General features: G+C 70.6%; 21 protein-coding genes and 1 pseudogene. 13 read left to right on the forward strand and 9 right to left on the reverse strand.

What is annotated here, in order from left to right; genetic code table 11:
• Positions 1–404 precede the first annotated feature (404 nt).
• A complete protein-coding gene (gene rox, locus ACSMXV_RS35715; RefSeq protein ID WP_473175242.1) occupies positions 405–1,871 on the forward strand; it encodes a rifampin monooxygenase in 1,467 nt (488 codons plus the stop codon).
• A 188-nt stretch (positions 1,872–2,059) separates the two neighbouring features.
• Here the strand turns inward: rox and ACSMXV_RS35720 are convergent, their stop codons facing one another.
• Entirely contained in the window at positions 2,060–3,022 is a 963-nt protein-coding gene (locus ACSMXV_RS35720) for an FAD-dependent oxidoreductase (protein WP_473175243.1), read from the reverse strand.
• A 66-nt stretch (positions 3,023–3,088) separates the two neighbouring features.
• On the opposite strand from ACSMXV_RS35720, the gene ACSMXV_RS35725 reads away from it, so the two are divergent.
• The 3 genes from ACSMXV_RS35725 to ACSMXV_RS35735 all read left to right on the forward strand — a co-directional run bounded on the left by ACSMXV_RS35725 (position 3,089) and on the right by ACSMXV_RS35735 (position 6,509).
• Positions 3,089–4,117, forward strand: coding sequence for an oxidoreductase (locus tag ACSMXV_RS35725; protein ID WP_473175244.1), 1,029 nt, complete (start codon positions 3,089–3,091; stop codon positions 4,115–4,117).
• Between the two features lie 84 nt (positions 4,118–4,201).
• Positions 4,202–4,735 carry a TrmH family RNA methyltransferase gene (locus ACSMXV_RS35730; protein WP_473175245.1) on the forward strand — a complete coding sequence of 178 codons (534 nt, stop codon included), beginning with the start codon at positions 4,202–4,204 and terminating at the stop codon, positions 4,733–4,735.
• Positions 4,736–4,868: 133 nt separating this feature from the next.
• The gene (locus ACSMXV_RS35735; protein ID WP_473175246.1) at positions 4,869–6,509 is read left to right on the forward strand and encodes an ABC-F family ATP-binding cassette domain-containing protein; all 1,641 of its coding nucleotides are present in this window, start codon (positions 4,869–4,871) and stop codon (positions 6,507–6,509) included.
• A gap of 164 nt (positions 6,510–6,673) precedes the next feature.
• Here ACSMXV_RS35735 and ACSMXV_RS35740 read toward each other — a convergent pair whose 3' ends face one another.
• From ACSMXV_RS35740 to ACSMXV_RS35750, 3 genes are all read right to left on the reverse strand, one after another.
• Entirely contained in the window at positions 6,674–9,064 is a 2,391-nt protein-coding gene (locus tag ACSMXV_RS35740) for a Tex family protein (RefSeq protein WP_473175247.1), read from the reverse strand.
• A gap of 260 nt (positions 9,065–9,324) precedes the next feature.
• Positions 9,325–9,468, reverse strand: coding sequence for an LPFR motif small protein (locus tag ACSMXV_RS35745; protein ID WP_473175248.1), 144 nt, complete (start codon positions 9,466–9,468; stop codon positions 9,325–9,327).
• Positions 9,469–9,754: 286 nt separating this feature from the next.
• Positions 9,755–10,621, reverse strand: coding sequence for an SCO6745 family protein (locus tag ACSMXV_RS35750; RefSeq protein ID WP_473175249.1), 867 nt, complete (start codon positions 10,619–10,621; stop codon positions 9,755–9,757).
• Positions 10,622–10,744: 123 nt separating this feature from the next.
• Here ACSMXV_RS35750 and ACSMXV_RS35755 point away from each other — a divergent pair, with 123 nt between their 5' ends.
• Together ACSMXV_RS35755 and ACSMXV_RS35760 are read left to right on the forward strand one after the other, a co-directional pair.
• Positions 10,745–11,713 (forward strand): GlxA family transcriptional regulator, encoded by a 969-nt coding sequence (locus ACSMXV_RS35755; protein ID WP_473175250.1) that lies wholly within the window; start codon positions 10,745–10,747, stop codon positions 11,711–11,713.
• 49 nt (positions 11,714–11,762) lie between these two features.
• Positions 11,763–12,398: a DJ-1/PfpI family protein gene (locus ACSMXV_RS35760; RefSeq protein ID WP_473175251.1), complete on the forward strand. Its 636-nt coding sequence runs from the start codon at positions 11,763–11,765 to the stop codon at positions 12,396–12,398.
• Here the strand turns inward: ACSMXV_RS35760 and ACSMXV_RS35765 are convergent.
• Positions 12,388–13,197 carry an enoyl-CoA hydratase/isomerase family protein gene (locus tag ACSMXV_RS35765; protein ID WP_473175252.1) on the reverse strand — a complete coding sequence of 270 codons (810 nt, stop codon included), beginning with the start codon at positions 13,195–13,197 and terminating at the stop codon, positions 12,388–12,390. The two genes, ACSMXV_RS35760 and ACSMXV_RS35765, sit on opposite strands and share 11 nt — an antisense overlap.
• 103 nt (positions 13,198–13,300) lie before the next feature.
• Here ACSMXV_RS35765 and ACSMXV_RS35770 point away from each other — a divergent pair.
• A pseudogene (locus tag ACSMXV_RS35770) lies at positions 13,301–13,900 on the forward strand (HdeD family acid-resistance protein); the annotation flags it as partial.
• Positions 13,901–14,181: 281 nt separating this feature from the next.
• Complete coding sequence (locus ACSMXV_RS35775) at positions 14,182–14,709, forward strand: ATP-binding protein (RefSeq protein ID WP_473179177.1); 528 nt, start codon at positions 14,182–14,184, stop codon at positions 14,707–14,709.
• Between the two features lie 104 nt (positions 14,710–14,813).
• On the opposite strand, the gene idi is transcribed toward ACSMXV_RS35775, so the two are convergent.
• The 4 genes from idi to galE form a co-directional block, all read right to left on the reverse strand.
• On the reverse strand, positions 14,814–15,440 hold the full coding sequence (gene idi, locus ACSMXV_RS35780) for an isopentenyl-diphosphate Delta-isomerase (RefSeq protein WP_473175253.1): 627 nt from the start codon (positions 15,438–15,440) through the stop codon (positions 14,814–14,816).
• A 125-nt stretch (positions 15,441–15,565) separates the two neighbouring features.
• Positions 15,566–16,165, reverse strand: coding sequence for a class I SAM-dependent methyltransferase (locus ACSMXV_RS35785; RefSeq protein ID WP_473175254.1), 600 nt, complete (start codon positions 16,163–16,165; stop codon positions 15,566–15,568).
• Positions 16,143–17,081 (reverse strand): cation diffusion facilitator family transporter, encoded by a 939-nt coding sequence (locus ACSMXV_RS35790; RefSeq protein ID WP_473175255.1) that lies wholly within the window; start codon positions 17,079–17,081, stop codon positions 16,143–16,145. The genes ACSMXV_RS35785 and ACSMXV_RS35790 overlap by 23 nt, the downstream gene beginning before the upstream one ends.
• Positions 17,082–17,258: 177 nt before the next feature.
• On the reverse strand, positions 17,259–18,242 hold the full coding sequence (gene galE / locus ACSMXV_RS35795; RefSeq protein WP_473175256.1) for a UDP-glucose 4-epimerase GalE: 984 nt from the start codon (positions 18,240–18,242) through the stop codon (positions 17,259–17,261).
• Between the two features lie 363 nt (positions 18,243–18,605).
• On the opposite strand from galE, the gene ACSMXV_RS35800 reads away from it, so the two are divergent.
• Genes ACSMXV_RS35800 through ACSMXV_RS35820 form a run of 5 tightly spaced genes read left to right on the forward strand, consistent with a single transcriptional unit; the run spans position 18,606 to position 23,862 of the window.
• Entirely contained in the window at positions 18,606–20,405 is a 1,800-nt protein-coding gene (locus ACSMXV_RS35800; RefSeq protein WP_473179178.1) for a DUF5941 domain-containing protein, read from the forward strand.
• Positions 20,402–21,154, forward strand: a complete 753-nt coding sequence (locus ACSMXV_RS35805) for a phosphocholine cytidylyltransferase family protein (protein ID WP_181660246.1) — start codon at positions 20,402–20,404, stop codon at positions 21,152–21,154. The genes ACSMXV_RS35800 and ACSMXV_RS35805 overlap by 4 nt, the downstream gene beginning before the upstream one ends.
• Positions 21,142–22,206: an iron-containing alcohol dehydrogenase family protein gene (locus tag ACSMXV_RS35810; protein WP_473175257.1), complete on the forward strand. Its 1,065-nt coding sequence runs from the start codon at positions 21,142–21,144 to the stop codon at positions 22,204–22,206. Before ACSMXV_RS35805 ends, ACSMXV_RS35810 begins: the two co-directional genes overlap by 13 nt.
• The gene (locus ACSMXV_RS35815; protein WP_473175258.1) at positions 22,184–22,963 is read left to right on the forward strand and encodes a CDP-alcohol phosphatidyltransferase family protein; all 780 of its coding nucleotides are present in this window, start codon (positions 22,184–22,186) and stop codon (positions 22,961–22,963) included. Before ACSMXV_RS35810 ends, ACSMXV_RS35815 begins: the two co-directional genes overlap by 23 nt.
• Before the next feature lie 53 nt (positions 22,964–23,016).
• The gene (locus ACSMXV_RS35820) at positions 23,017–23,862 is read left to right on the forward strand and encodes a glycosyltransferase family 2 protein (protein ID WP_473179179.1); all 846 of its coding nucleotides are present in this window, start codon (positions 23,017–23,019) and stop codon (positions 23,860–23,862) included.
• Positions 23,863–23,907 lie beyond the last annotated feature (45 nt).

Below are 23,907 nucleotides of genomic sequence, written 5' to 3' on the forward strand. Positions count from 1 at the left end.
ACCTCCGTAACCGCGCCCGCGCCTGGCCGCGACAGCGGCCGCCGTCCTCGTGACCGAGGAGCTTGTCCGTCCACAGCGGACGACAAAAGGCAAAGGCAGGGAGAAAAGGCAAAGGCAAGGAGGGTCACCCACTCCTTGCCACTCTCAACGTATAGCGCACTGGGGGCCTTGCGGCAAGACCCGGGTCGTGCTGCAGAATCTCCAGCCGAAGCCAGAACCTGCGGAAATCGGGGATCCACGAAGTACGTGTGCTTTGTCGACGTGTGGGTCTCGCGGAACGTCGAACCGCCGGGGGGAACTCGCGGTGCGGTTGCGGGCACTCGGCGCGGAGGTGCGGGTGTGCGCGCCGCCGGACTACGCGGAGCAGCTGGCCGACATGCAAGCTTGGTGAATGGGGGGTTTTCATGTTTGACGTGATCGTTGCCGGCGGCGGACCGACCGGCTTGATGCTGGCCGGCGAGTTGCGGCTGCACGGCGTGCACGTGCTCGTGCTGGAGAAGGAGGCGGAGCCGACCGAGTATGTCCGTGCGCTCGGCCTGCACGTGCGCAGCATCGAGGTGATGGGCCAGCGCGGCCTGCTGGAGCGGTTCCTGGCGCACGGTCGGCAGTACCCGGTCGGCGGTTTCTTCGCCGCCATCGCCAAGCCCGCGCCCGACCGGCTGGACACCGCGCATCCCTACATCCTCGGCATCCCGCAGCCCACCACCGATCGCCTGCTGGCCGAGCGCGCCACCGAGCTCGGCGTCGAGATCCGGCGCGGCTGCGAACTGGTCGGGCTGAGCCAGGACGACCACGGGGTGACCGTCGAGCTGGCCAGTGGGGGTACCCCCGCCAATGAGGGCGTAGCCGGCGGGGGAGGCACGCGGCTGCGCTCGCGCTACCTCGTCGGCTGCGACGGCGGCCGCAGCACGGTGCGCAAGCTGCTCGGCGTCGGCTTCCCCGGCGAGCCCTCCACGGTCGAGACGCTGCTGGGCGAGATGGAGGTGGCCGTACCACCGGAGACGCTGGCCGCCGCGGTGGCCGAAGTCAACAAGACCCAGAAGCGGTTCGGCGCCACGCCCTTCGGAGATGGGGTGTACCGCGTCGTCGTGCCCGCCGAGGGGGTGGCCGAGGACCGCGCGGTCCCGCCGACCCTCGAGGAGTTCAAGCAACAGCTGCGGGCGTTCGCCGGCACCGACTTCGGCGTGCACTCACCGCGCTGGCTGTCCCGCTTCGGCAACGCCACCCGGCAGGCCGAGCGCTACCGGGTCGGCCGGGTACTGCTGGCCGGCGACGCGGCGCACATCCACCCGCCGACCGGCGGGCAGGGCCTCAACCTCGGTGTCCAGGACGCGTTCAACCTCGGCTGGAAGCTGGCCGCCGAGGTGAACGGCTGGGCACCGGAGGGGCTGCTGGACAGCTACCACACCGAACGGCACCCGGTGGCAGCCGACGTGCTGTACAACACCCGCGCGCAGATGGAGCTGATGTCCACCGAGCCGGGGCCCCAGGCGGTGCGCCGGCTGGTGTCGGAACTGATGGACTTCGAGGAGGTGAACCGGTACCTCATCGAGAAGATCACCGCGATCGGGGTCCGCTACGACTTCGGCGAGGGGCACGAACTGCTCGGCCGGCGGATGCGGGACGTGGAGCTGAAGCGGGGGCGCCTCTACGAGCTGACGCACGGCGGCCGCGGGCTGCTGCTCGACCAGACCGGCCGGCTCTCGGTGGCGGGCTGGGCAGACCGGGTCGACCACGTCGTCGACGTCAGCGAGGAACTGGACGTGCCCGCGGTGCTGCTGCGGCCGGACGGCCATGTGGCGTGGGTCGGTGAAGACCAGCAGGATCTGCTCACCCAACTGCCCACGTGGTTCGGCGCTGCCGTCAGCTGAGTGCGCAGCTGTGGCTCGAAAGGGTGTGACCCCGTGTGACCCGTCTCCGGCCGGGTTCGGCGTGGTCTGGTGCCGTACTCGGTCAGGATCGGGGGCCATCACCGGTGGGGGCGGTTCGGCGTCGCGGTCGACTCCTCTGGCGGCGGTCTCGGATCGTCGTCAGGCAGGCCTCGCGCCCCGACGGCTCGTCACCGTGCCGGCTGCAGATCAAGCCGTGCCGCCTCCTCCGCACATCCCCATGCGACGGTGACGCCCGCACCACCGTGCCCGTAGTTGTGCACCAGCACCCCGCCGCCCGGCAGAATCTCCCGCTCCAGCCGCACGGCGTCACGCGCCGGCCGCAGGCCCACCCGGTGCTCCAGCACCCTCGCCTCCGCGATCTCGGGACGCACCTGCGCACACCGCTTCACGATCTCCTCGGCCACCGTCGGATCAGGCTCCAGCGACCAGTCGTCGTCGTCCGCGGTGCCGCCGAGGACGAGGCCGTACGGCTGCGGAAAGAAGTACGTCGTGGTGTGCGACGCCGGGTCCGCGGCCGTGAACCATGTGGTGATCCCCGGGTTCTCGACGACGACCAACTGACCCCGGACGGGACGCACGGCGGGATCCGGCACGAGCTCCCGGGCGCCGAGACCCGAGCAGTTGACCACCACGGCCGCCTGATCGGTCGCCTCGGAAAGGTGCCTGACACGGCGCTCCACGACGGCGCCACCAGCCGCCGACAGCCGTGCGCTCAGCCACCTGAGATGCGTGGGCATGTCGATCAGCGGCAGCCGCGCCCACAGGCCCTCCCCGTCGAAGGCCCCCGCCTCGCCGGCCCTCGCAGCCCGCAACCCCGGCACCTGGGCGGCCCAGGCGCCCAGCCCGTCGAGGTGCGTGTCGGCGTGCACGCCCTCCACCATGCGTACGCCCGTATCGCCGGACCGCGCCGCCAACTCCTCGTAGACCTGCAGCGATCGCAGCGACCAGTCACCGACCTGAGCCTCCGGCTCGATCCGGTAGGGCCACCACAGCGCCCCCGCGACCGCCGAAGTGGTGCGCCCGGCGGGTTCGCGGCTCCAGACCCGTACCGTCCGCCCCTGCTCGGCCAGCACAATCGCCGTCGTCAACCCTATGACGCCGCTGCCCACCACGATCACGTCCCTGTTCATGCCCGGACGGTAGCGGAATGGGCGATGCCGTGCTCACATCAGGTTCCAGGTGGGGATACTCAGGACATGTGTGCCGAGTACGCGACTTTCGGTCTGGCCCCGGCTATGCGTGCCGGCGGGGTCCGCGCCAATGGTGACTACCAACTGCACCGGGATTTCGTCGACTTCATCGTCGACGGCAGACCGCTGCTCTTCCAACTATCCGATCTCGACGCCGTCTCCCCGCTCGCCTCCGACATCCCGCCCGCGATCTTCACCGCCCAGGTGCGTGCGCTGCTGCTGGAGGCGGAGGCTCCGCTGCCCGGTGGGCGGTACGTCATCTACGGCTGCCCCGAGTGCGAGGGCATCGAGTGCGGCGCGGTCACCGCGGCCATCGACAAGGCCGACGACGGCAGCGACGACTTCGTCTGGCGGGACTTCGCCTGGCAGACGGACGAGCACGCCGATCTCGAGCTCAACGGCTACCACGGCATAGGGCCGTTCCGCTTCCGCGGCGCCGAGTACCGCAGCGCACTGCAAAGCCTGCTCGACCGGCAGGAGCCGGCGCCACGCCGCGTCCTGCTGATCGGCGCCCGTGTCGCCGTCCTCGCCAAGCTCGCCGCGGCTCTGCGCACCATCGGCATCGGCGCCGAGATCACGACGGACGCGGCAGACGTCCCCGCCGACGAACTGCGCACATACGGAGCCGTCGCCTTCGGCCGCGCCGTCAGTGCACAGGAACGAGCCGCCGTACGGGCCGCGTTCGAACGCGCCGGTGCGGACGTCGCGTACGTCGACGGGCTGGCGCCGATCATCCCGCTTCTGGTCGCCCAGATAGAGCACGCCCTCGATCGCAGCCCGGTGGAGCAGCGCCGTCTCGCGCGCCTGGTCGCCGCCGACGGCGAGGCGGGGATCGAGGTCACCTCCACCTGCCGCGTCCAGCTCACCGCGTACCGTCTCGACCGGCTCTACCGCGCCCACACCCATGAGGTTTTCGACGACATCCTCGACACCGGCAAGCACCGAATCTCACTGGACGCGAAGGCGACCAAGGGGGAATCCTTCATCGTGGCGCGCACGACGGACAGCGTGCTGGTCGCGCCCATGGCGCGATGACCCATCGACCGGCCCGGGGCGAGCCGTAAGTCGCCCCACGACGATGACTTCTGCGAAGAGCTGGAGGTACGCCTCCGTGGCGCGGTGAGCGCCCGGAAGAGCGGACCGTCGATCCGTACGCGCACTCCCGGCGAACTGCGCCGCGCGCGCCGTCCCCGCTCCCATTCCTGCTGGGACCATCTCTACGTGGCTCCCCTGTGGCCGCTGCACGGTGTGAACCTGGGTACCCTCGCTCGCACCTGCGACGCGACCGGGGCATGCCTGACCGTGCCGCGCTTCCCCTGGGTGCCGGAGGCGCTGGCCCGTGGGAACACGCTGCGCAAGCCGCCGTGTGTGCACTGGACGGGCGACCCGGTGGGCTGGCTGGAGCGTCAGCGCGAGCGCGGGACGCGCATCGTCGGCGTGGAACTGGCCGACGAGGCGATCCGCCTCGCCGACCTTCCGCCCGCCAGGGAGCGCACCGTGATCGTGCTCGGACACGAGCAGCAGGGCATACCTCCCGAGGCGCTGCACCTGCTGGACGTGTGCGTGGAGATCCCCATGGTCGGGACGGGTGCGAGCCTGAACGTGGCCGTTGCGGGATCACTGGTGCTGTACAAGCTGGCGGGTCTGCTGTGACCGCGTGAGCGGGGACGGGCGGCCTCGCTGTGGTCGGTCCGCCCCTCGCGCACGCTGTTACGTGTCCGTCTCTCGCTCATGCTGTGGTCGGTGCCGCCCGTCGCTCACAACCCTCGTTAGGATCTACGGCCTGATGACTGCCACCCTCGTCGCCAAGAATTTCGCCGCCGGCCACGGCGACCGCTCTCTCTTCACCGGGCTCGACCTCGTCGTCGCACCGGGGGACGTGATCGGACTCGTCGGTGCCAACGGCGCCGGAAAGTCCACACTGCTGCGCCTGCTGGCCGGGCTCGATGCCCCCGAGCAGGGGGAACTGCGCCTGTCGCCGCCCTCCGCGACCGTGGGGCATCTGCCGCAGGAGCCCGACCGGTGCCCCGGCGAGACCGTACGGGAGTTCCTCGCCCGGCGCACCGGGGTGGCCGAGGCGCAGCGGATCATGGACGCGGCCACCCAGGCGCTCGTCGACGGTGCGCCGGGCGCCGACGACGCCTACGCGGAGAGCCTGGAGCGGTGGCTGGGCCTCGGTGGTGCCGACCTGGACGAGCGCGCTGAGGAGGTCGCCGACTCGCTCGGGCTGCGCGTCGGGCTGGACCAGCCCATGACGTCGCTGTCGGGCGGGCAGGCCGCGCGTGCCGGTCTGGCATCCCTGCTGCTGTCCCGCTACGACGTGTTCCTGCTGGACGAGCCGACGAACGACCTGGACCTTGACGGACTGGAGCGCCTGGAGCGGTTCGTCACCGGTCTGCGCGCCGGAACCATCGTCGTCAGCCACGACCGGGAGTTCCTCGCCCGCACTGTGACCAAGGTCCTCGAACTCGACCTCGCCCAGCGGCAGATCAATCTCTACGGCGGTGGATACGAGGCGTATCTGGAGGAGCGTGAGACCGCGCGCCGGCACGCTCGCGAGGACTTCGACGAGTACGCCGACAAGAAGGCCGCCCTCCAGGACCGCGCGCAGATGCAGCGGTCGTGGATGGACAAGGGCGTGAAGAACGCCCGGCGCAAGGCGGGCAACGACAACGACAAGATCGGCCGGAAGTTCCGCAGCGAGGCCAGCGAGAAGCAGGCCGCGAAGGCCCGGCAGACCCAGCGCATGATCGAGCGGCTGGACGTCGTCGAGGAGCCCCGCAAGGAGTGGGAGCTGCGGATGGAGATCGCCGCGGCGCCGCGCTCCGGCGCGGTCGTCGCATCCCTGCGCGACGCCGAGGTACGGCGCGACGGCTTCGTACTGGGGCCGGTGACGCTGCAGATCGACTGGGCCGACCGGGTCGCCGTCACCGGCGCCAACGGCGCGGGCAAGTCCACGCTCCTCGCCGCCCTCCTCGGCCGCGTACCGCTCGACGCGGGCCACGCGGCGCTCGGGTCCGGTGTCGTCGTCGGCGAGGTGGACCAAGCTCGCGCGCTGTTCCACGGACCGGAGTCACTGCTGGACGCGTTCTGCGCGGCCGTCCCCGACACCGAGCCCGGCGAGGTACGCACCCTGCTGGCCAAGTTCGGGCTCAAGTCCCACCATGTGCTGCGCCCGGCGGCGAGCCTCTCCCCCGGCGAACGCACCCGCGCGGCCCTGGCGCTGCTCCAGGGCCGCGGCGTCAACCTCCTCGTATTGGACGAGCCGACCAACCACCTCGACCTGCCCGCGATCGAACAACTCGAGTCCGCACTCGACTCCTACACGGGCACCTTGCTCCTCGTCACCCACGACCGCCGCATGCTGGACGCGGTACGAACGACGCGGCGGCTGGAGGTGGCGGAGGGCAAGGTGACGGAGCGCTGACCGGATGGCGCGGCGCCCCCGTTGTGGGCAATCGCTCCGCACCGCTGTGGGCAGGCGTTCCGCAGGGCTGGGGGCACCTCCCAGCCGTAGCTGGGGGAGGGTGGGCACAACCCCGGCGGCGGTCAGTCGACCTGAGACCTCGCTCCCGAACGCCGGGGCAATCGCTAGCCCCGACCCCGCCCGGGGTCAACCAACCCGGCCCGCCGAAGCGCATCGGCCATAGCACTGTTGGCGGGGGCCGGCGCCTGCCGAGCGCCCCCGCCCCCGCCTCCTCCGCGGCCCTGCCGCTGTTGCTGCCCACGCTGCTGAGGCGGCCGCCCCCCACGCTGCGGCCGCCCACCCCCGGCAGAAGAGGAAGACGCAGGCGCAGCCTCGTCGTCCAACCGCAGCGTCAACGAGATCCGCTTACGCGGAATGTCGACATCCAGCACCTTCACCTTGACGATGTCGCCCGGCTTCACCACATCCCGCGGGTCCTTGACGAACGTCTTGGACATCGCGGACACATGCACAAGACCGTCCTGATGGACACCGACGTCCACGAACGCACCGAACGCGGCGACATTCGTGACCACGCCCTCCAGGACCATCCCGGACGACAGATCGGAGATCTTCTCGACGCCCTCCTTGAACGTGGCCGTCTTGAACGCCGGACGCGGATCCCGCCCCGGCTTCTCCAGCTCGCGCAGGATGTCCGTCACGGTCGGCAGACCGAAGGTCTCGTCCACGAACTCGTCGGCGCGGAGCGAGCGCAGCACCCCCGTATTGCCGATCAGCGACGCGACATCGCTGCCCGTGGTCTTCACCATGCGGCGTACCACCGGGTACGCCTCGGGGTGCACGCTGGAGGAGTCCAGCGGGTCGTCGCCGCCGCGGATCCGCAGGAAGCCCGCGCACTGCTCGTACGCCTTCGGGCCAAGGCGCGCCACGTCCTTGAGCGCCTGCCGCGAACGGAACGGGCCGTTCGAGTCCCGGTGGGCGACGATGTTCTCGGCGAGACCGCCGCTGATGCCGGAGACCCGGGCCAGCAGCGGCGCGGAGGCCGTGTTGACGTCCACGCCGACGCCGTTCACACAGTCCTCGACGACCGCGTCGAGCGACCGCGACAGCTTCACCTCGGAGAGGTCGTGCTGGTACTGGCCGACACCGATCGATTTCGGGTCGATCTTGACCAGCTCTGCCAGCGGGTCCTGCAGACGGCGGGCGATGGAGACGGCGCCGCGCAGCGACACGTCCATGCCGGGCAGCTCCTGCGATGCGAAGGCCGAGGCCGAGTACACCGAGGCGCCCGCCTCGGACACCATCACCTTGGTCAGCTTCAACTCGGGGTGCTTCGTGATCAGTTCACCGGCCAGCTTGTCCGTCTCGCGCGACGCCGTGCCGTTGCCGATCGCGATCAGCTCGACCGCGTGCTCCTTGGCGAGCCGCGCGAGCTTGGCGATGGCCTCGTCCCACTTGTTCTGCGGGACGTGCGGGTAGATCACGTCCGTCGCGACGACCTTGCCGGTCGCGTCGACCACGGCCACCTTCACGCCCGTACGGAATCCGGGGTCCAGCCCCAGCGTCGCGCGCGTGCCCGCAGGGGCGGCCAGCAGCAGGTCGCGCAGGTTCGCGGCGAAGACCTGCACCGCCTCGTCCTCCGCGGCCGTACGCAGCCGCAGCCTCAGGTCGATGCCCAGGTGCACCAGGATGCGCGTGCGCCAGGCCCAGCGCACCGTGTCCACCAGCCACTTGTCGGCGGGACGGCCGCGCTCGGCCACCCCGAAGCGGCTGGCGATGATCCCCTCGTACGAGGAGGGGCCGGGCTCGTCCCTGGGCTCCTCCGGCTCCAGAACGAGGTCCAGGACCTCCTCCTTCTCACCGCGCAGCATCGCCAGGATCCGGTGGGAGGGCAGCTCGGTGAAGGGCTCGGCGAAGTCGAAGTAGTCGGCGAACTTGGCGCCCGCCTCCTCCTTGCCCTCCCGCACCTTGGCGGCCAGCCGCCCGCGGGTCCACATGCGCTCGCGCAGCTCGCCGATGAGGTCGGCGTCCTCCGAGAACCGTTCGGTGAGGATGGCGCGGGCGCCGTCCAGAGCCGCCTGCGGGTCCGCGACGCCCTTGTCGGCGTCCACGAAGGCCGCAGCGGCGGCCAGCGGATCGACCGACGGATCGCCGAGAAGCCCCTCGGCGAGCGGCTCGAGACCCGCCTCGCGCGCGATCTGCGCCTTCGTGCGCCGCTTCGGCTTGAACGGCAGGTAGATGTCCTCGAGCCGCGCCTTGGTCTCGGCACCGCGGATCCGCGCCTCCAGCTCCTCGGTGAGCTTGCCCTGCTCGCGCACCGAGTCGAGGATCGCCGTCCGCCGCTCCTCCAGCTCCCGCAGATACCGCAGCCGCTCCTCGAGCGTGCGCAGCTGCGCGTCGTCGAGCATCTCGGTCGCTTCCTTGCGGTAGCGGGCGATGAAGGGCACCGTCGAACCGCCGTCGAGCAGCTCCACGGCAGCCTTGACCTGCCGCTCCCGTACGCCGAGCTCCTCGGCGATCCTGCCTTCGATGGACCCTACGAGGGGTGTCGTCACGATCCCGTACCGCCTTCTCCACTGAGGTTGCGCCGCAATTGTGGCAGGCCCCACCGACAACCGGGCACGTGGGCGCGACGAGGCGAGGGTGACAGTCAAAGCGACAAGGGAGGGGAGGAAGGCGGAAGCGCCGGTGCCCGACGCGGCTTCCGGCACGGCTACGACCTGCGGGAGCTGACGGTCGCGGCCTGCCGGACGGAGGGGTTCGAGCCGGACGGCCGGTCCGGCGCATCGCCCGCGCCGGGCCGGCGCCCACCGGGTCACACCCGGCGAGCCCGCCCCGTGCGGCGCGTCGAGTGGGCGGCGCCGCCGAACAGCCGTGCAAGGGCCCGGAAGGGCAGCCTCACCACGGTGGCGACGGCGGCCCCGATCTGGCGCAGCACATCTGCAAGGGCACGGAACACGTCTTCCCCTTTCGTCCTCCGGCCGCGTACGACCCGGAACGGCCCGGATCGGCCGGAGACACACGGGTACCTCGGCTCGCGCAGGCCATGCAGTCGGCCGCGGTCGGCTGACGTCAACTGCGGCCACGGTCATGCGGTCTGCTCGATCAGCCGACCTCGGCTGTCACCACCCGGCCTCGGCTGCCACCAGCCGGCCTCGGCTGCCACCAGCCGGCCTCGGCTGCCACCAGCCGGCCTCGGCTGCCACCAGCCGGCCTCGGCCCCAAGGAGAAGCGATCCGCTGGGGTCAGTTCTTGCCGATCATCCCGGCCGGAAAGGCGCCCGCCGCCACAGCCGCCCCAAGAAAACCCGCCGCAAGTCCGGTGAGCCGCTCGACGCCCGCCGCGCCCAGGTGTTCGTACGGCGCACGGTCGAGCCGGTCCGTCTCCGTCTCGAGATCCCGCCGAAGCGCGACCCCCGCGTCCGTCAACTCGCCGTCGGCGTCGAGCAGTCCGCGCGAGCGCAGTCGCTCCGTCGCCGCTTCCCAGTCCTGCCGGGACCATCCGCGCGTGCCCAGGACCCACCTCGGTGACATGCCCTTGCCGGTCGCGGTGTGGGTCACCAGGGCCTCCAGCGGGTCGAGTTCCGCGTCCAGCAGGACGGCGAGGTGCCCGTCGCCGCGGTGTTCGCGCAGGAGGGTCGCGGCGTGCCAGTACGCGAGGTGCGGCTCCTCCGGTACGGGCAGGTCGGCGTGGGCGGCGTACAGCGGGCGTGCCGTCCTGCTGCACGCCTCGGTGGCGCGCAGGGCGAGCCCTGCCGCCTCGGCCATCTCCTTCGAGGCGAGCGCCTCCTTCCCGAGGAGCCGGTGCAGCGTCGCGTCGACTGCACGCGCGCGTGCCGCGAGGACCGTCTCCGGAGAGGCGATCCGCCACACCGCGGGGACGTGCTGCGCCACGAGCTCGTGCTTGAAGTTGTAGAACGTGGCCGTCACCGCGCCCGCACCGACCGGCCCCATGGCAGCCGCCCGGGCGGCGAAGTACGCGGCGTTGCGGTCCTCGATGCCGATCGCGGCCAGCTCTGTCCGAAGGTCCGGCGAGAAGTAGTGGGTCGAGTGCAGCGGGTTGATCACGTTGTGGCATCGGCGCCCGGCGCGTTCCGGCAGGGGTGAGTTCATGCCGCGCAGATTACCGACTGGTTGGTATGCCGTGAAGGTGGAATCTTCACTGCCCGATTCCATGGCAGGATTGGTGGGGAACTCGACATTGCGGCCATCACTCGCGCGTCCAAGAATCGAGTCATGGCGCAGCACCGAACCGTTCTCGTCGTCCTCTTCGACGACGTCCAGAGCCTGGACGTCACCGGTCCCGTGGAGGTGTTCACGGGCGCCGCCAGGTCCTCGGGGGACCCGGACGCGTACCGGATCCGCACCGCATCGCTCGACGGCGGGCCCGTCCGCACCTCCAGCGGGCTCACCCTCGTCCCCGACGGGGCTCTCCACGGCGCGCCCGACCCGCACACCCTTGTCGTCCCCGGAGGCCAGGGCACCAGGCAGCCCGACCCGCGCCTGATCGACTGGCTGCGCGAGAGGGCCCCCAGAGCCGAGCGTCTGGTCTCCGTGTGCAGCGGGGCGCTGCTGCTGGCCGAGGCCGGACTCCTTGACGGCCGCCGGGCCACCACACACTGGAACGTGTGCGACCGGCTCGCCCGTAACCATCCGGCTGTCGAGGTCGACCCGGACCCGATCTTCGTACGCGACGGACACGTCGCGACGTCCGCCGGGGTCACCTCCGGCATCGACCTCGCCCTCGCGCTCGTCGAGGAGGACCTCGGCCGTGAAGCGGCGCTCACCGTCGCGCGGCATCTCGTCGTCTTCCTCCGCCGCCCCGGCAACCAGGCCCAGTTCAGCGCCCAGCTCGCCGCGCAGACCGCGCAGCGCGAACCGTTGCGCGACGTCCAGCAGTGGATCACCGAGCATCCCGACGGCGACCTCTCCGTCGAGTCGCTCGCCGCACGCGCCAGGCTCTCGCCGCGCCACTTCGCCCGCGCCTTCCGGGCCGAGACCGGCACGACACCGGGCCGGTACGTCGACCGGGTACGCATCGAACACGCGCGCCGACTCCTGGAGGACACCTCCGACGGGATCGAGGAGATCTCACGCGCCTGCGGCTACGGCACCCCCGAGGCGATGCGCCGCGCCTTCCTCAAGGCACTCGGCTCGGCACCCGCCGAATACCGCCGCCGCTTCCACGCACCAGTCCCTCAGTAAGCGGCACCAGTCCGTCAGTGCACGCTGACGCTCACTGAAAGGCAGACCCATGCAGATCGCCATCGTCCTCTTCGACCGTTTCACCGCCCTCGACGCAGTCGGCCCGTACGAGACACTCGGCCGCCTCCCCGGCGCCGAGTTGGTCTTCGTCGCCGAACAGACCGGCCCCGTCCGCACCGACCGCGGAACACTCGCGATCACCGCGGACAAGACCCTGGCCGAGGTCACCCGCCCCGACATCGTCGTCGTCCCCGGCGGCCCCGGCCAGACCCCGCAGATGGAGAACGAGACGTTGCTCGACTGGCTGCGCACCGCCGACGCGACCAGCACCTGGACGACGTCCGTGTGCACCGGCTCGCTGCTGCTGGCGGCCGCGGGCCTGCTCAAGGGCCGCCGCGCCACCTCACACTGGCTGGCCCTGGACTACATGAAGCAGTTCGGCGTCGAGCCGACGGGGGAGCGGGTCGTGATCGACGGAAAGTACGTGACGGCGGCAGGCGTTTCGTCCGGTATCGACATGGGGCTCACCCTCGTCGGCATGATCGCGGGCGACCGCCACGCCCAGTCCGTGCAGCTGCTGACCGAGTACGACCCGCAGCCGCCCTACGACGCGGGTTCGCCCCACAAGGCCCCCGCCGACCTGGTGGAGGAGTGGCGTTCCAAGAGCCGGTTCATCATGCAGTAGGCCCGTCGGCAGACCCGTCGGGGCTCCACTCGAACCGCGGACGCCTGCGCTCCAGAAACGCGGCCACCCCCTCCGCCCTGTCACCGCTGCCGCGAGACTGCTCCGCCCAGTACGCGGCCCGGTCCAGGCGGCCATCGGCGAACTCCTTTGCCGCTGCCTGTGTCAGCTGCGAGCGCGAGACCAGCACACGGGCGAACTCCGCGACGCGCTTGCCGAGTTCCCCGGCAGGCAGCACCTCGTCCACCAGCCCGGTGCGCAACGCACGGCCGGAGTCGATCAACTCGCCCGAGAACAGGAGGTACTTCGCCGTGGCCGGTCCCACCAGCGACACCAGCCGCTGCGTGGACGAGGCCGGATAGACGATCCCCAGCTTCGCCGGCGTCACCCCGAACAGCGCATCCTCGTCGGCGAAGCGCAGATCGCAAGCGGCCGCGAGCTGGCATCCGCCGCCCACGCAGTGCCCCCGCACCGCGGCGAGCGTCGGCTTGGGGAACGCCGCCAGCGCATCCTCGGCCTCCACGGCCAGGACCTGCGCCCCGCCGGAACCGCCGGAACCGCCGGAACCGGCTCCCGAGCCCTCCATAGGCTCCCGCAACGACGAGATGTCCGCGCCCGCACAGAACGTCTCCCCCTCACCGGTCAGCACCAGAGCCCGTACGGCCGGATCCGTCGCCAGCCCGTCCAGCAGCGGAGGCAGGGCCCGCCACATGTCCGCGGTCATGGCGTTGCGTTTCGCCGGGTGGTGGATGACGACGGTGGCGACGCCGTCGGCGACGCTGTGCAGCAGCTGCGGCTCCATGAGACGGATGCTATCCGCAGGCCCCGAACGTATGATCAAGAAGGGGTGGCAGAGTCGCGCAGCCGCCCTGGTCCGGCGGCGCCCGAAGGTGAGGAGGCGCGCTGTGTCGAAACCCGGAGCGAAGGACGAGGGACGGCAGCTCAGCCGCAGTTTCGGCTGGCTGGCAGCGTTCGGCGCGGTCCTGGTGCTCGCCGGTCTGGTCGGACTCGTCTACACCGCCGTCGCCACGCTGACCTCGATGCTGCTCTTCGGCTGGCTGCTGCTCGTCGGCGGTTTCATCGGTCTGCTGCATGCCGTCCAGTCCAGGGGCAGCAGCTTCTTCTGGCTCGGCGCCGTCGTCGCCGCTCTCAATCTGGCCGCGGGTGTCGTCGTCATCCGGCATCCCGAGGGCGCGGCCGAGGCGCTGACCATGTTCGCCGCACTGCTGTTCCTCACCGGTGGAGTCTTCCGGCTCGTCGGAGGCCTGGTGGTACGCGGGCCGCAGTTCGGCTGGACGATCGTGCAGGGCGCGTTCGGCATCCTGCTCGGCGTGCTGGTACTGATCGAATGGCCGGGGAACAGCCTCTATGTGATCGGCACCTTCTTCTCGCTCGCCCTGCTCTTCGACGGCCTCGGCCTGATCGCGTCCGGCATCGGCGGACGCCGCATCGTGAGCCTCGTCTCCGACCGGCTCACGGAGGCGGATCGACCGCAGCCGGGCGAGGCGAAAGCGGGTGGGGACGAGCCGGGTCAATCCGGTGGGCACTGGTGGGGGAAGCCGGTCAATTTATCGACCCGACCCAGACAACCCAGCCCATACAAACCGAAGAGCCTCGGAAGGCAGCACAACAAGGGCAGGAGCAGTCACACAACTGACGGTGTCATACGCCAACGATCAGAAGCCGTCGATACTTGCTGACTTTGCGTCAGTGGTCCGGTATGGACCGGGACATTCCCAACACTCTTTGCGTGGCGACAATCGAGCGTAAGGGTGGCGAGCGGACCATGGACGACAGCGGGTGGGGGTCCGGCCCTCGCCCACCGGTGGACGGGGGCACCGAGCGGAGTCCCGCCGTGGCTCCCCCTGACTCCGTCCAGGGGTGTCCCCAGCCGTACGAGGGTGTCTGGCGGTTCACCGCCGCCGCCGTGGACGCATCGGTGCCCCAGGCACGGCACGCGGTCCGCGATCTGCTCGCCCGGCAGGGTGTGCCCGCCGCCGACGAAGTGGTCCAGGGGCTGCTGGTGATCGTCTCCGAGCTGGTCACCAACGCGGTACGGCACGCCGCACTGCTCTCGCCCATGCTCGCGGTGGAGGTGGCCGTCGGATCCGAATGGGTCCGGGTCTCCGTCGAGGACAACCATCCGTACCGCCCGACGGCCCTGGAGGCCGACTACGGTCAGACCGGCGGCCGCGGTCTGCTTCTCGTGCGTGAGATCACGCGCGAGGCGGGCGGCGTGTGCGATGTCGAACACACCGCCAGTGGGGGCAAGGTCATCTGGGCGGCCCTGCCCCTCAAGCCGGAACTGGTGTAGCCGTCCCAGCCTGTCCGGCGGGCTGAAGGGGACGAGCCCGAAGGGCGATCCGGGGGTCCGGGCCGGAACCCGGGGAACCCCCGCGCCCCTCGTCCCGGGGCCGTTCACCAGCCGGCCGCAGGCCCCGTGAGCTCCCTGATCGCGGGCCGCGCCGCATCCAGCACCGTCATGAACCAGGCCGAGAACGGGTCCCTCGCGTGCCGCTCCACCAGCTCGTCGGCGGTCACGAACGCGGTCAGGCCGACCTCCGTCGGGTCCGGCTGCAACGGCGCCTGCACCATCCCGACGAAGAGGTGGTTGTACTCCTGTTCCACCAGGCCCGAGTGCGGATCCGGGTGGTTGTAGCGGACCGTGCCGGCCTCGGCGAGCAGCGAGGGCGAGACGCCCAGCTCCTCGTAGGTCCGGCGGGCCGCAGCGGCGAACGGCGCCTCGCCCGGATACGGGTGCCCGCAGCATGTGTTCGACCACACACCGGGGGAGTGGTACTTCCCGAGCGCGCGCTGCTGCAGCAGCAGCCGCCCTTGCTCGTCGAAGAGGAAGACGGAGAAGGCCCGGTGGAGCTGCCCGGGGGCCTGGTGGGCGGCGAGCTTCTCCGCCGTGCCGATCGTGTTGCCGTCCTCGTCGACCAGTTCCAGCAAGATCGCTTCTGAGGTGCCTCCCCCAGAGCCTGAAGGGCCTGGGAGGTGCCCCCTTGATGAACTGTGCCCCGTGGTGGCAGGTGTGATCGGCATGCGCATCCTTCGTATCGGTCTTCGAACCTCAAGTCTGCCGTACGTGTCCGGCAGTCCCGGGACTCGGCGCCCCGCATGTCCCGCTACCCCCGAAGGGCAGCGGGACATGCATCCCGAACGTGTGATCAGCGGATGTCCTCCGGGCGCAGCACGAAGCCCGCGTAGCCGTACTCGTTGCCGTGCTCGCGCCGCATCGCCAGCTCCGCGCGTGTGGCGGCGATGGCGTCGGCCATGCCGGGCGCCGCCGGATCAGCCGCGTCGGCGTGCGCGGCGAGCGGTACGCGTCCCAGTCGGAATCGGGCTGCGCGTATACGCCGATCACCGTGTATCCCGCAGCCGGCCGCACGCGCGTTCTCCTCGGCCGTACGCAGCCGGTACGCGCTCTCCCAGTACGCGCGAGCATCCTCGCTGGGCGCGTCGGTGGTCCACACGCACTCGGTGAGCACGAGCGCACCACCCGGCGCGAGCAGCCGGCGCCAGTCGCGCAGCGCCGTGTCGAAACCGATGCTGTACGCCGAGCTCTCCGCCCAGACGAGGTCGAAGGAACCGTCCGGGGAGGGGAGCTCTCCCATGTCGCCGTTGACGGGCCGGATCAGGTGCGAGAGCCCACGCGCCGCGGAGGCCGCGCGCAGCTCGTCCAGGAACTGTTCACCCGGCGGCGATCGCGCGGGCGACTTTCCCTCGCTGTGGGTGCCGCCGGGCTCAGTGGCAGAGCCGCGCCTCATGCTCCGCGTGCCCGCCGGGCTCCAGCTGGAACGTGCAGTGCTCGACGTCGAAGTGATCGCCCAGACACGCCTGCAGTTCGTGCAGCACCTTCTCGTTGCCGATCGTGTTGAGGACGTCGGAGCTCACCACCACGTGCGCGGAGAGCACCGGCATGCCGGACGTGATCGTCCAGGCATGCAGGTCGTGCACATCCTCGACACTCGGCAGAGCCAGGATGTGCGCCCGCACCTCTGCCATGTCGACGTTCTTCGGGGCCGCCTCCAGCAGGACGTTCAGCGTCTCCCGCAGCAGCTTCACCGTGCGCGGCACGATCATGAGGGCGATGACGAGCGAGGCGATCGGGTCGGCGGCCTGCCAGCCGGTGGTCAGGACGACGACTGCCGACACGATCACGGCCAGCGAGCCCAGTGCGTCCGCCATCACCTCGAGGAAGGCGCCGCGCACATTGAGGCTCTCCTTCTGGCCGCGCATCAGCAGGACCAGCGAGACCGTGTTCGCGACCAGGCCGATGAGGCCGAACACGATGGTCAGCCCACCCCGGGTGTCGGCCGGAGTGATGAACCGCTCGATCGCCTCGAACAGCACGTAGCCGCCCACACCGAGCAGCAGCACGCAGTTGGCGAGCGCGGCGAGGATCTCGGCCCGTGCGAACCCGAAGGTGCGGTTGGCGGTCGCGGGCCGGTTGGCGAAGTGGATCGCGAGCAGCGCCATGCCGAGCCCGAGCGCGTCCGTGGCCATGTGCGTCGCGTCCGCGATCAGGGCCAGCGAGTCCGCGGCGATGCCTCCGGCGATCTCGACCGCCATGACGGTGAGCGTGATGGTCAGCGCGATGCGCAGCCGCCCGCGGTACGCGGCCGACGCCGTACCCGGCGCGGGCACGCCGTGCGCATGCCCGTGGTCGTGCCCAGCGCCCATGGAACCCGCCTTCCGTATCCGCAGTGCGTGCGCGTCAACCCGCGCGTCAATCCGCCGTGCGTGCTCGTCGCGGCCCAGTGAACTACGGGCGGGGGGTATGGGGCAACACGGGACTGAACACCGTTGTCATATGCTCTGACCTGCGTAAATGATGCGCAGGTCAGAGCGGTGACAAGATCACTTGCGGGCGGCCTCGGGGTGTCGCAGACACCAGCCCCGCCACGCCGACTCGACCATCTCGCGAACCCCGAGCCGGGCGGTCCAGCCCAGTTCCTCGGCCGCCCGTCCGGCGGACGCGACCGCTCGCGGGGCGTCGCCGGGGCGCCGGGGTTCCACGACCGGCGGCCGGTGGTCGCCGGTCACCTCGGCGATGGTCGTGATGAGTTCCCGTACGGAGACGCCCTCGCCGCGGCCGATGTTCACCGTCAGATCACCCTTCGCGTCGGCGGCCATGAGCCGGCGTGCGGCCGCGAGGTGCGCATCGGCGAGATCGGCGACATGGATGTAGTCGCGGATGCAGGTGCCGTCCGGCGTCGGATAGTCGTCACCGAAGATCCGCGGAGCCTCGTCACGGGTGAGCCGGTCGAAGACCATCGGGATGACGTTGAACACGCCCGTGTCCGCGAGCTCCGGCACCGCAGCGCCCGCCACGTTGAAGTAGCGCAGGCACACGGTCGCGATGCCGTGCGCCCGGCCTGCGGCCCGCACCAGCCACTCCCCGGTGAGCTTTGTCTCCCCGTAGGGGCTCAGCGGGGCGCAGGGCGTGTCCTCGGTGATCAGGTTCACATTCGGGTTGCCGTACACGGCCGCGGACGAGGAGAAGAGGAACCTTTTGATCCCGGCCTCGGCGACCGCTTCCAGCAGCACCGCAAGGCCGCCCACGTTCTCCTGGTAGTAGCGCAGCGGCTGCGCCACGGACTCGCCGACCTGCTTGAAGGCTGCGAGATGCACCACACCCGTCACCGCGTGCTCCGAAAGCACCCGCTTCAGCAGTGCGGCATCGTGCGCCGAGCCCTCGACGAGCGGGATTTCCTGCGGCAGCCGGTCGGGAACCCCGGCCGAGATGTCGTCGAGTACGACCACGCGTTCCCCGGCGTCGGTCATGGCCCGCGCCACGTGTGCCCCTATGTATCCAGCCCCGCCTGTGATCAGCCATGTCATGGAGGCCCACCCTAAGCCGGACCTGCGGCACAGGCATGCCATGCGCAGGTCTCGAGGCCGCTCATCGGGCATCCGGGGTCGCGGTGTGCGAGCATCTGGCGCACCGTTTGTGGGTATCCGGGGGCACGGTTTGTGGGCATCCGGGAGCACGGTTTGTGGGCCGGGGTGCCGATCCCCGATGATGATCGTTGCGGCTTGCGGACACGCAGACCGCGCTTATCGGACCGTAAACGGGCGGTGAACACCCGCTTCTCTTCATCCGATAACCTCTGCCGATGCGCCGCCCGGCCGCCTGGGCCAGGGGTGCCCCATCATGCGCATGCCCGGCGCCTCGAAGCGTCGGCAACCAAGGAGTGAGTTCGTCTGTCGACCGCCATCCTCATCGGCCAGCCGGCCCCCGGATCGACCCTCGAGGGCGATCTGCGGTCCCTGGGCTTCGACGTGCGGATCGCCACCGACGCCGCCGACGTCGGGTCGCTGCTCGCGGTGATCCCGGGCGATGAGCGGGTCGCGGTCGTCGACGCCCGGTTCGTGGGCCATGTCCACGCCCTCCGGCTCGGCCTCACCGACCCCCGCTTCGACGCCTCCGCCGTTCCCGGCGCCGTGTCGGCCCGCCCGCCGGCCCGCCCGGCGCTGGCGCTCGCCGTGCGCAGGACCGCCGAGGGCACCGCACGCGGCGCCGTCGCCGTCGGCAGCATCGCCGACAGCGTCGCCGCGGCCCTCGAGGACGACGACGTCGCGGTGCACCGGCCCGAGCTCGGCTCCCTCGTCGCCACCGTCCCCGCCGACCCGCAGGCCGGCAACGAAGCCCGGCAGGCCGTCGCGGCCGTCGACGAAGAGGCCATACGCCTGCGGAGCGCCGTGAAGTCCCGGGACGGCTTCTTCACGACGTTCTGCATCAGCCCGTACTCTCGCTACATCGCCCGTTGGTGCGCCCGCCGCGGCCTGACTCCCAATCAGGTCACCACGGCCTCGCTGCTCACCGCTCTGATCGCGGCAGGCTGTGCCGCGACCGGCACGCGCGGCGGCTTCATCGCGGCCGGTGTGCTGCTTCTCTTCTCCTTCGTCCTGGACTGCACCGACGGGCAGCTCGCCCGCTACTCCCTGCAGTACTCGACGCTCGGCGCCTGGCTCGACGCCACCTTCGACCGCGCCAAGGAGTACGCCTACTACGCGGGCCTCGCCCTCGGTGCGGCCCGCGGCGGTGACGACGTGTGGGCGCTGGCCCTCGGCGCGATGGTCCTGCAGACCTGCCGCCACGTCGTGGACTTCTCCTTCAACGAGGCGAACCACGACGCGACCGCCAACACCAGCCCCACCGCAGCACTTTCGGACAAGCTCGACAGCGTCGGCTGGACGGTGTGGGTGCGCCGGATGATCGTCCTGCCGATCGGTGAACGCTGGGCGATGATCGCCGTGCTCACGGCCGTGACCACACCTCGGATCACCTTCTACGCGCTTCTCATCGGATGCGCGATAGCTGCGACATACACCACAGCAGGCCGCGTACTCAGGTCGCTGACCCGCAGGGCGCACAGGACCGACCGGGCCGCTCTCGCACTCGCCGACCTCGCCGATTCAGGCCCGCTCGCAGAGGCGCTCGCCCGTGCGCTGAAGAGCGCCGGGCGCCTTCTGCCGCCGCCCGTCTACGCGTTCGTCGGCGGTGTGCTCCTCGTAACTGTGAGCGCTCTCACGGACTTCGGCGGACCGTGGCCCGTCGTCGCCGCGCTCGTGTACTGCGTCACATCGGGGATCGCGGTCTCCCGACCCCTCAAAGGCGCCCTGGACTGGCTGGTTCCGCCGTTCTTCCGGGCCGCCGAGTACGGCACGTTCCTGGTGCTCGCGGCCAACTCCGGTATGAACGGAGCCTTGCCCGCAGCTTTCGGACTGGTGGCCGCAGTCGCCTACCATCACTACGACACGGTGTACCGCATCCGCGGCGACACCGGCGCGCCCCCGCACTGGCTCGTGCGGGCGATCGGCGGACACGAAGGCAGAGTCCTGGTGGTCACGGTGGTCGCGGCTCTGCTCAACAACACAGATTTCACCGTCGCGCTCACGGTCCTCGCCGTGGCCGTGGCACTCGTGGTGCTCGTCGAGAGCATCCGCTTCTGGGTGTCCTCCGGTGCACCCGCCGTACACGATGAAGGAGAACCCGCATGATCGGCCTCGTGCTGGCGGCCGGCGCCGGACGGCGTCTGCGCCCCTACACCGACACCCTGCCCAAGGCTCTGGTGCCGGTGGGCCCCGAAGGCAACGAGGACAGCCTCACCGTCCTGGACCTGACCCTCGGCAACTTCGCCGAGATCGGTCTGACGGAGGTCGCGATCATCGTCGGGTACCGCAAGGAGGCCGTGTACGAGCGCCGCGAGGCGCTGGAGGCCAAGTACGGGCTCAAGATCACCCTCATCGACAACGACAAGGCCGAGGAGTGGAACAACGCCTACTCCCTGTGGTGCGGCCGTGACGCGATCAAGCACAGCGTGATCCTCGCCAACGGCGACACCGTGCACCCGGTCTCCGTCGAGAAGACGCTGCTCGCCGCCCGCGGTGGCGACAAGAAGATCATCCTCGCCCTCGACACGGTGAAGTCCCTCGCCGACGAGGAGATGAAGGTCGTCGTGGACCCCGAGAAGGGCATGACGAAGATCACCAAGCTGATGGACCCGGCTGAGGCCACCGGTGAGTACATCGGCGTCACCCTCATCGAGGGCGAGGCGGCCGACGAGCTCGCCGACGCGCTGAAGACCGTTTTCGAGACGGACCCGCAGCAGTTCTACGAGCACGGCTACCAGGAGCTCGTCAACCGCGGCTTCCGGATCGACGTCGCGCCCATCGGCGACGTCAAGTGGGTCGAGATCGACAACCACGACGACCTGGCCAAGGGACGTGAGATCGCGTGCCAGTACTGACGCGGCTCATTCCGTCGCCGGTCGTCGTCGACATCCGGCCGGGCGCCCTCGATGATCTGGCGACGATTCTGTCCGACCAGCGCATCGCTCCGTCCGGCCGGATGGCCTTCGCCATCAGCGGCGGTTCCGGCCAGGCGCTGCGCGATCGCTTCGCGCCGTCGCTGCCCCAGGCGGACTGGTTCGACGACGCCGACGGCACCATCGACGGCGCGGTCCGCCTCGCCGACTCGATCAAGAAGGGCGGCCACTACGACGCGGTGGTCGGCCTCGGCGGCGGCAAGGTCATCGACTGCGCGAAGTACGCCGCCGCGCGCGTGGGCCTGCCGCTCGTCGCGGTCGCCACGAACCTCGCCAACGACGGCCTGTGCTCCCCGGTGGCCACGCTCGACAACGACGCTGGCCGCGGCTCGTACGGTGTGCCGAACCCGATCGGGATCGTCATCGACCTGGATGTCATCCGCGAGGCGCCGGTGCGTTTCGTGCGGGCCGGCATCGGCGACGTGATCTGCAAGATCTCCGCCGTGGCCGACTGGGAGCTGTCGCACCGGGAGAACGGTGAGCAGGTCGACGGCCTTGCCGCCGCGATGGCCCGCCAGGCCGCCGAGGCCGTGCTGCGCCATCCGAGCGGCATCGGCGACGACGACTTCCTGACGACGCTGTCGGAGTCCCTGGTCCTGTGCGGCATCTCCATGTCCGTGGCGGGCGACAGCCGCCCGGCGTCCGGTGCCTGCCACGAGATCAGCCACGCGTTCGACCTGCAGTTCCCCAAGCGCAGCGCCCTCCACGGAGAGCAGTGCGGCCTGGGAGGCGCGTTCGCCACGTACCTGCGGGGCGACCACGACATGGCCGGGACGATGGCCGACGTCCTGTACCGGCACGGACTCCCCGTCCTGCCGGAGGAGATCGGCTTCACTCTGGACGAGTTCGTCCAGGTGGTGGAGTTCGCTCCCAAGACCCGCCCCGGTCGTTACACCATCCTGGAACACCTCGACCTGACCACCGACCAGATCAAGGACGCATACGCCGACTATGCCAAGGCCATCGGTAGCTGAACTCCGGCCCGTCGTTCATCCCCCGGGTGTGAAGGACCGGCGGAGCGGCGAGCACTGGGCCGGCCGGCTCTACATGCGCGAGATCTCGCTGCGCATCGACCGGCACCTGGTGAACACGCGGGTCACGCCCAACCAGCTGACCTACCTGATGACGGTCTTCGGCGTCCTCGCCGCCCCGGCCCTGCTGGTGCCGGGGATCCCGGGCGCCGTGCTCGGCGTGCTGATGGTCCAGCTCTACCTGCTGCTGGACTGCGTAGACGGCGAGATCGCCCGCTGGAAGAAGCAGTTCTCGCTCGGCGGGGTGTACCTGGACCGCGTCGGCGCCTACCTGTGCGACGCCGCGGTCCTGGTCGGCTTCGGTCTGCGCGCCGCCGACCTGTGGGGCTCCGGGCGGATCGACTGGCTGTGGGCCTTTCTCGGCACCCTCGCCGCCCTCGGCGCCATCCTGATCAAGGCCGAGACCGACCTCGTCGGCGTCGCCCGTCACCAGGGCGGGCTGCCGCCGGTGCAGGAGTCGGCCTCCGTGCCGCGCTCGTCCGGCATGGCGGTGGCTCGCAAGGCCGCCGCCGCGCTGAAGTTCCACCGGCTCGTCCTCGGCGTCGAGGCGTCGCTGCTGATCCTGGCCCTCGCGGTCCTGGACGCGGTCCGGGGCGACCTGTTCTTCTCGCGGCTCGGCGTCGCCGTGCTGGCCGGTATCGCGATCCTCCAGACGCTGCTCCACCTCGTGTCCATCCTCGCTTCGAGCAGGCTCAAGTGAGTACGCGGTCCGGGTCCTCGAGGCCGCTGAAGGTCGGCGCGGTCGTCATCACCATGGGCAACCGCCCCGACGAGCTGCGTGTCCTGCTCGACTCGGTCGCCAAGCAGGACGGCGACCGGGTCGAGGTGGTCGTGGTCGGCAACGGCTCGCCGGTGCCGGACGTCCCCGAGGGCGTACGCACCGTCGAGCTGCCGGAGAACCTCGGCATTCCCGGCGGCCGCAACGTCGGTATCGAGGCGTTCGGCCCGTCCGGCTCCGAGGTCGACATCCTGCTGTTCCTCGACGACGACGGGCTGCTCGCCCACCACGACACGGCCGAGCTCTGCCGCGAGGCCTTCGCGGCCGACCCGAAGCTGGGCATCATCAGCTTCCGGATCGCCGACCCGGACACCGGCGAGACCCAGCGCCGGCATGTGCCGCGGCTGCGCGCCTCCGACCCGATGCGCTCCTCGCGCGTCACCACGTTCCTCGGCGGCGCCAACGCGGTCCGTACGCGCGTGTTCGCAGAGGTCGGCGGCCTGCCCGACGAGTTCTTCTACGCGCACGAGGAGACGGATCTCGCCTGGCGGGCGCTGAACGCCGGCTGGATGATCGACTACCGCTCCGACATGGTCCTGTTCCACCCGACGACCGCCCCGTCCCGGCACGCGGTCTACCACCGGATGGTGGCCCGCAACCGCGTCTGGCTCGCCCGGCGCAATCTGCCCGCCCCGCTGGTCCCGGTCTACCTGGGGGTCTGGCTGCTGCTGACCCTCGTGCGGCGCCCTTCGCGCCGCGCCCTGAGGGCGTGGTTCGGCGGCTTCAGAGAGGGCTGGACCACCGCGTGCGGACCACGGCGGCCGATGAAGTGGCGTACGGTGTGGCGGCTGACCCGACTGGGCCGCCCTCCAGTGATCTGACAAGCTCGGTTTGAGAGCATTCGGGCCGTGACCCGGTCCCGGGCT

This window comes from Streptomyces sp. DSM 42067 (assembly GCF_055792885.1).

Excerpts from the sequence above, each read along its gene's own strand:
- ACSMXV_RS35755 (WP_473175250.1), top strand. The coding sequence starts at position 10,745 with ATGGCGCAGCACCGAACCGTTCTCGTCGTCCTCTTCGACGACGTCCAG.
- ACSMXV_RS35760 (WP_473175251.1), top strand. The coding sequence starts at position 11,763 with ATGCAGATCGCCATCGTCCTCTTCGACCGTTTCACCGCCCTCGACGCA.
- ACSMXV_RS35790 (WP_473175255.1), bottom strand. The coding sequence starts at position 17,081 with ATGGGCGCTGGGCACGACCACGGGCATGCGCACGGCGTGCCCGCGCCG.
- idi (WP_473175253.1), bottom strand. The coding sequence starts at position 15,440 with ATGCCGATCACACCTGCCACCACGGGGCACAGTTCATCAAGGGGGCAC.
- ACSMXV_RS35820 (WP_473179179.1), top strand. The coding sequence starts at position 23,017 with ATGGGCAACCGCCCCGACGAGCTGCGTGTCCTGCTCGACTCGGTCGCC.
- ACSMXV_RS35815 (WP_473175258.1), top strand. The coding sequence starts at position 22,184 with ATGCCAAGGCCATCGGTAGCTGAACTCCGGCCCGTCGTTCATCCCCCG.
- ACSMXV_RS35805 (WP_181660246.1), top strand. The coding sequence starts at position 20,402 with ATGATCGGCCTCGTGCTGGCGGCCGGCGCCGGACGGCGTCTGCGCCCC.
- ACSMXV_RS35750 (WP_473175249.1), bottom strand. The coding sequence starts at position 10,621 with ATGAACTCACCCCTGCCGGAACGCGCCGGGCGCCGATGCCACAACGTG.
- ACSMXV_RS35785 (WP_473175254.1), bottom strand. The coding sequence starts at position 16,165 with ATGAGGCGCGGCTCTGCCACTGAGCCCGGCGGCACCCACAGCGAGGGA.
- ACSMXV_RS35735 (WP_473175246.1), top strand. The coding sequence starts at position 4,869 with ATGACTGCCACCCTCGTCGCCAAGAATTTCGCCGCCGGCCACGGCGAC.
- galE (WP_473175256.1), bottom strand. The coding sequence starts at position 18,242 with ATGACATGGCTGATCACAGGCGGGGCTGGATACATAGGGGCACACGTG.
- rox (WP_473175242.1), top strand. The coding sequence starts at position 405 with ATGTTTGACGTGATCGTTGCCGGCGGCGGACCGACCGGCTTGATGCTG.
- ACSMXV_RS35775 (WP_473179177.1), top strand. The coding sequence starts at position 14,182 with ATGGACGACAGCGGGTGGGGGTCCGGCCCTCGCCCACCGGTGGACGGG.
- ACSMXV_RS35765 (WP_473175252.1), bottom strand. The coding sequence starts at position 13,197 with ATGGAGCCGCAGCTGCTGCACAGCGTCGCCGACGGCGTCGCCACCGTC.
- ACSMXV_RS35725 (WP_473175244.1), top strand. The coding sequence starts at position 3,089 with ATGTGTGCCGAGTACGCGACTTTCGGTCTGGCCCCGGCTATGCGTGCC.
- ACSMXV_RS35720 (WP_473175243.1), bottom strand. The coding sequence starts at position 3,022 with ATGAACAGGGACGTGATCGTGGTGGGCAGCGGCGTCATAGGGTTGACG.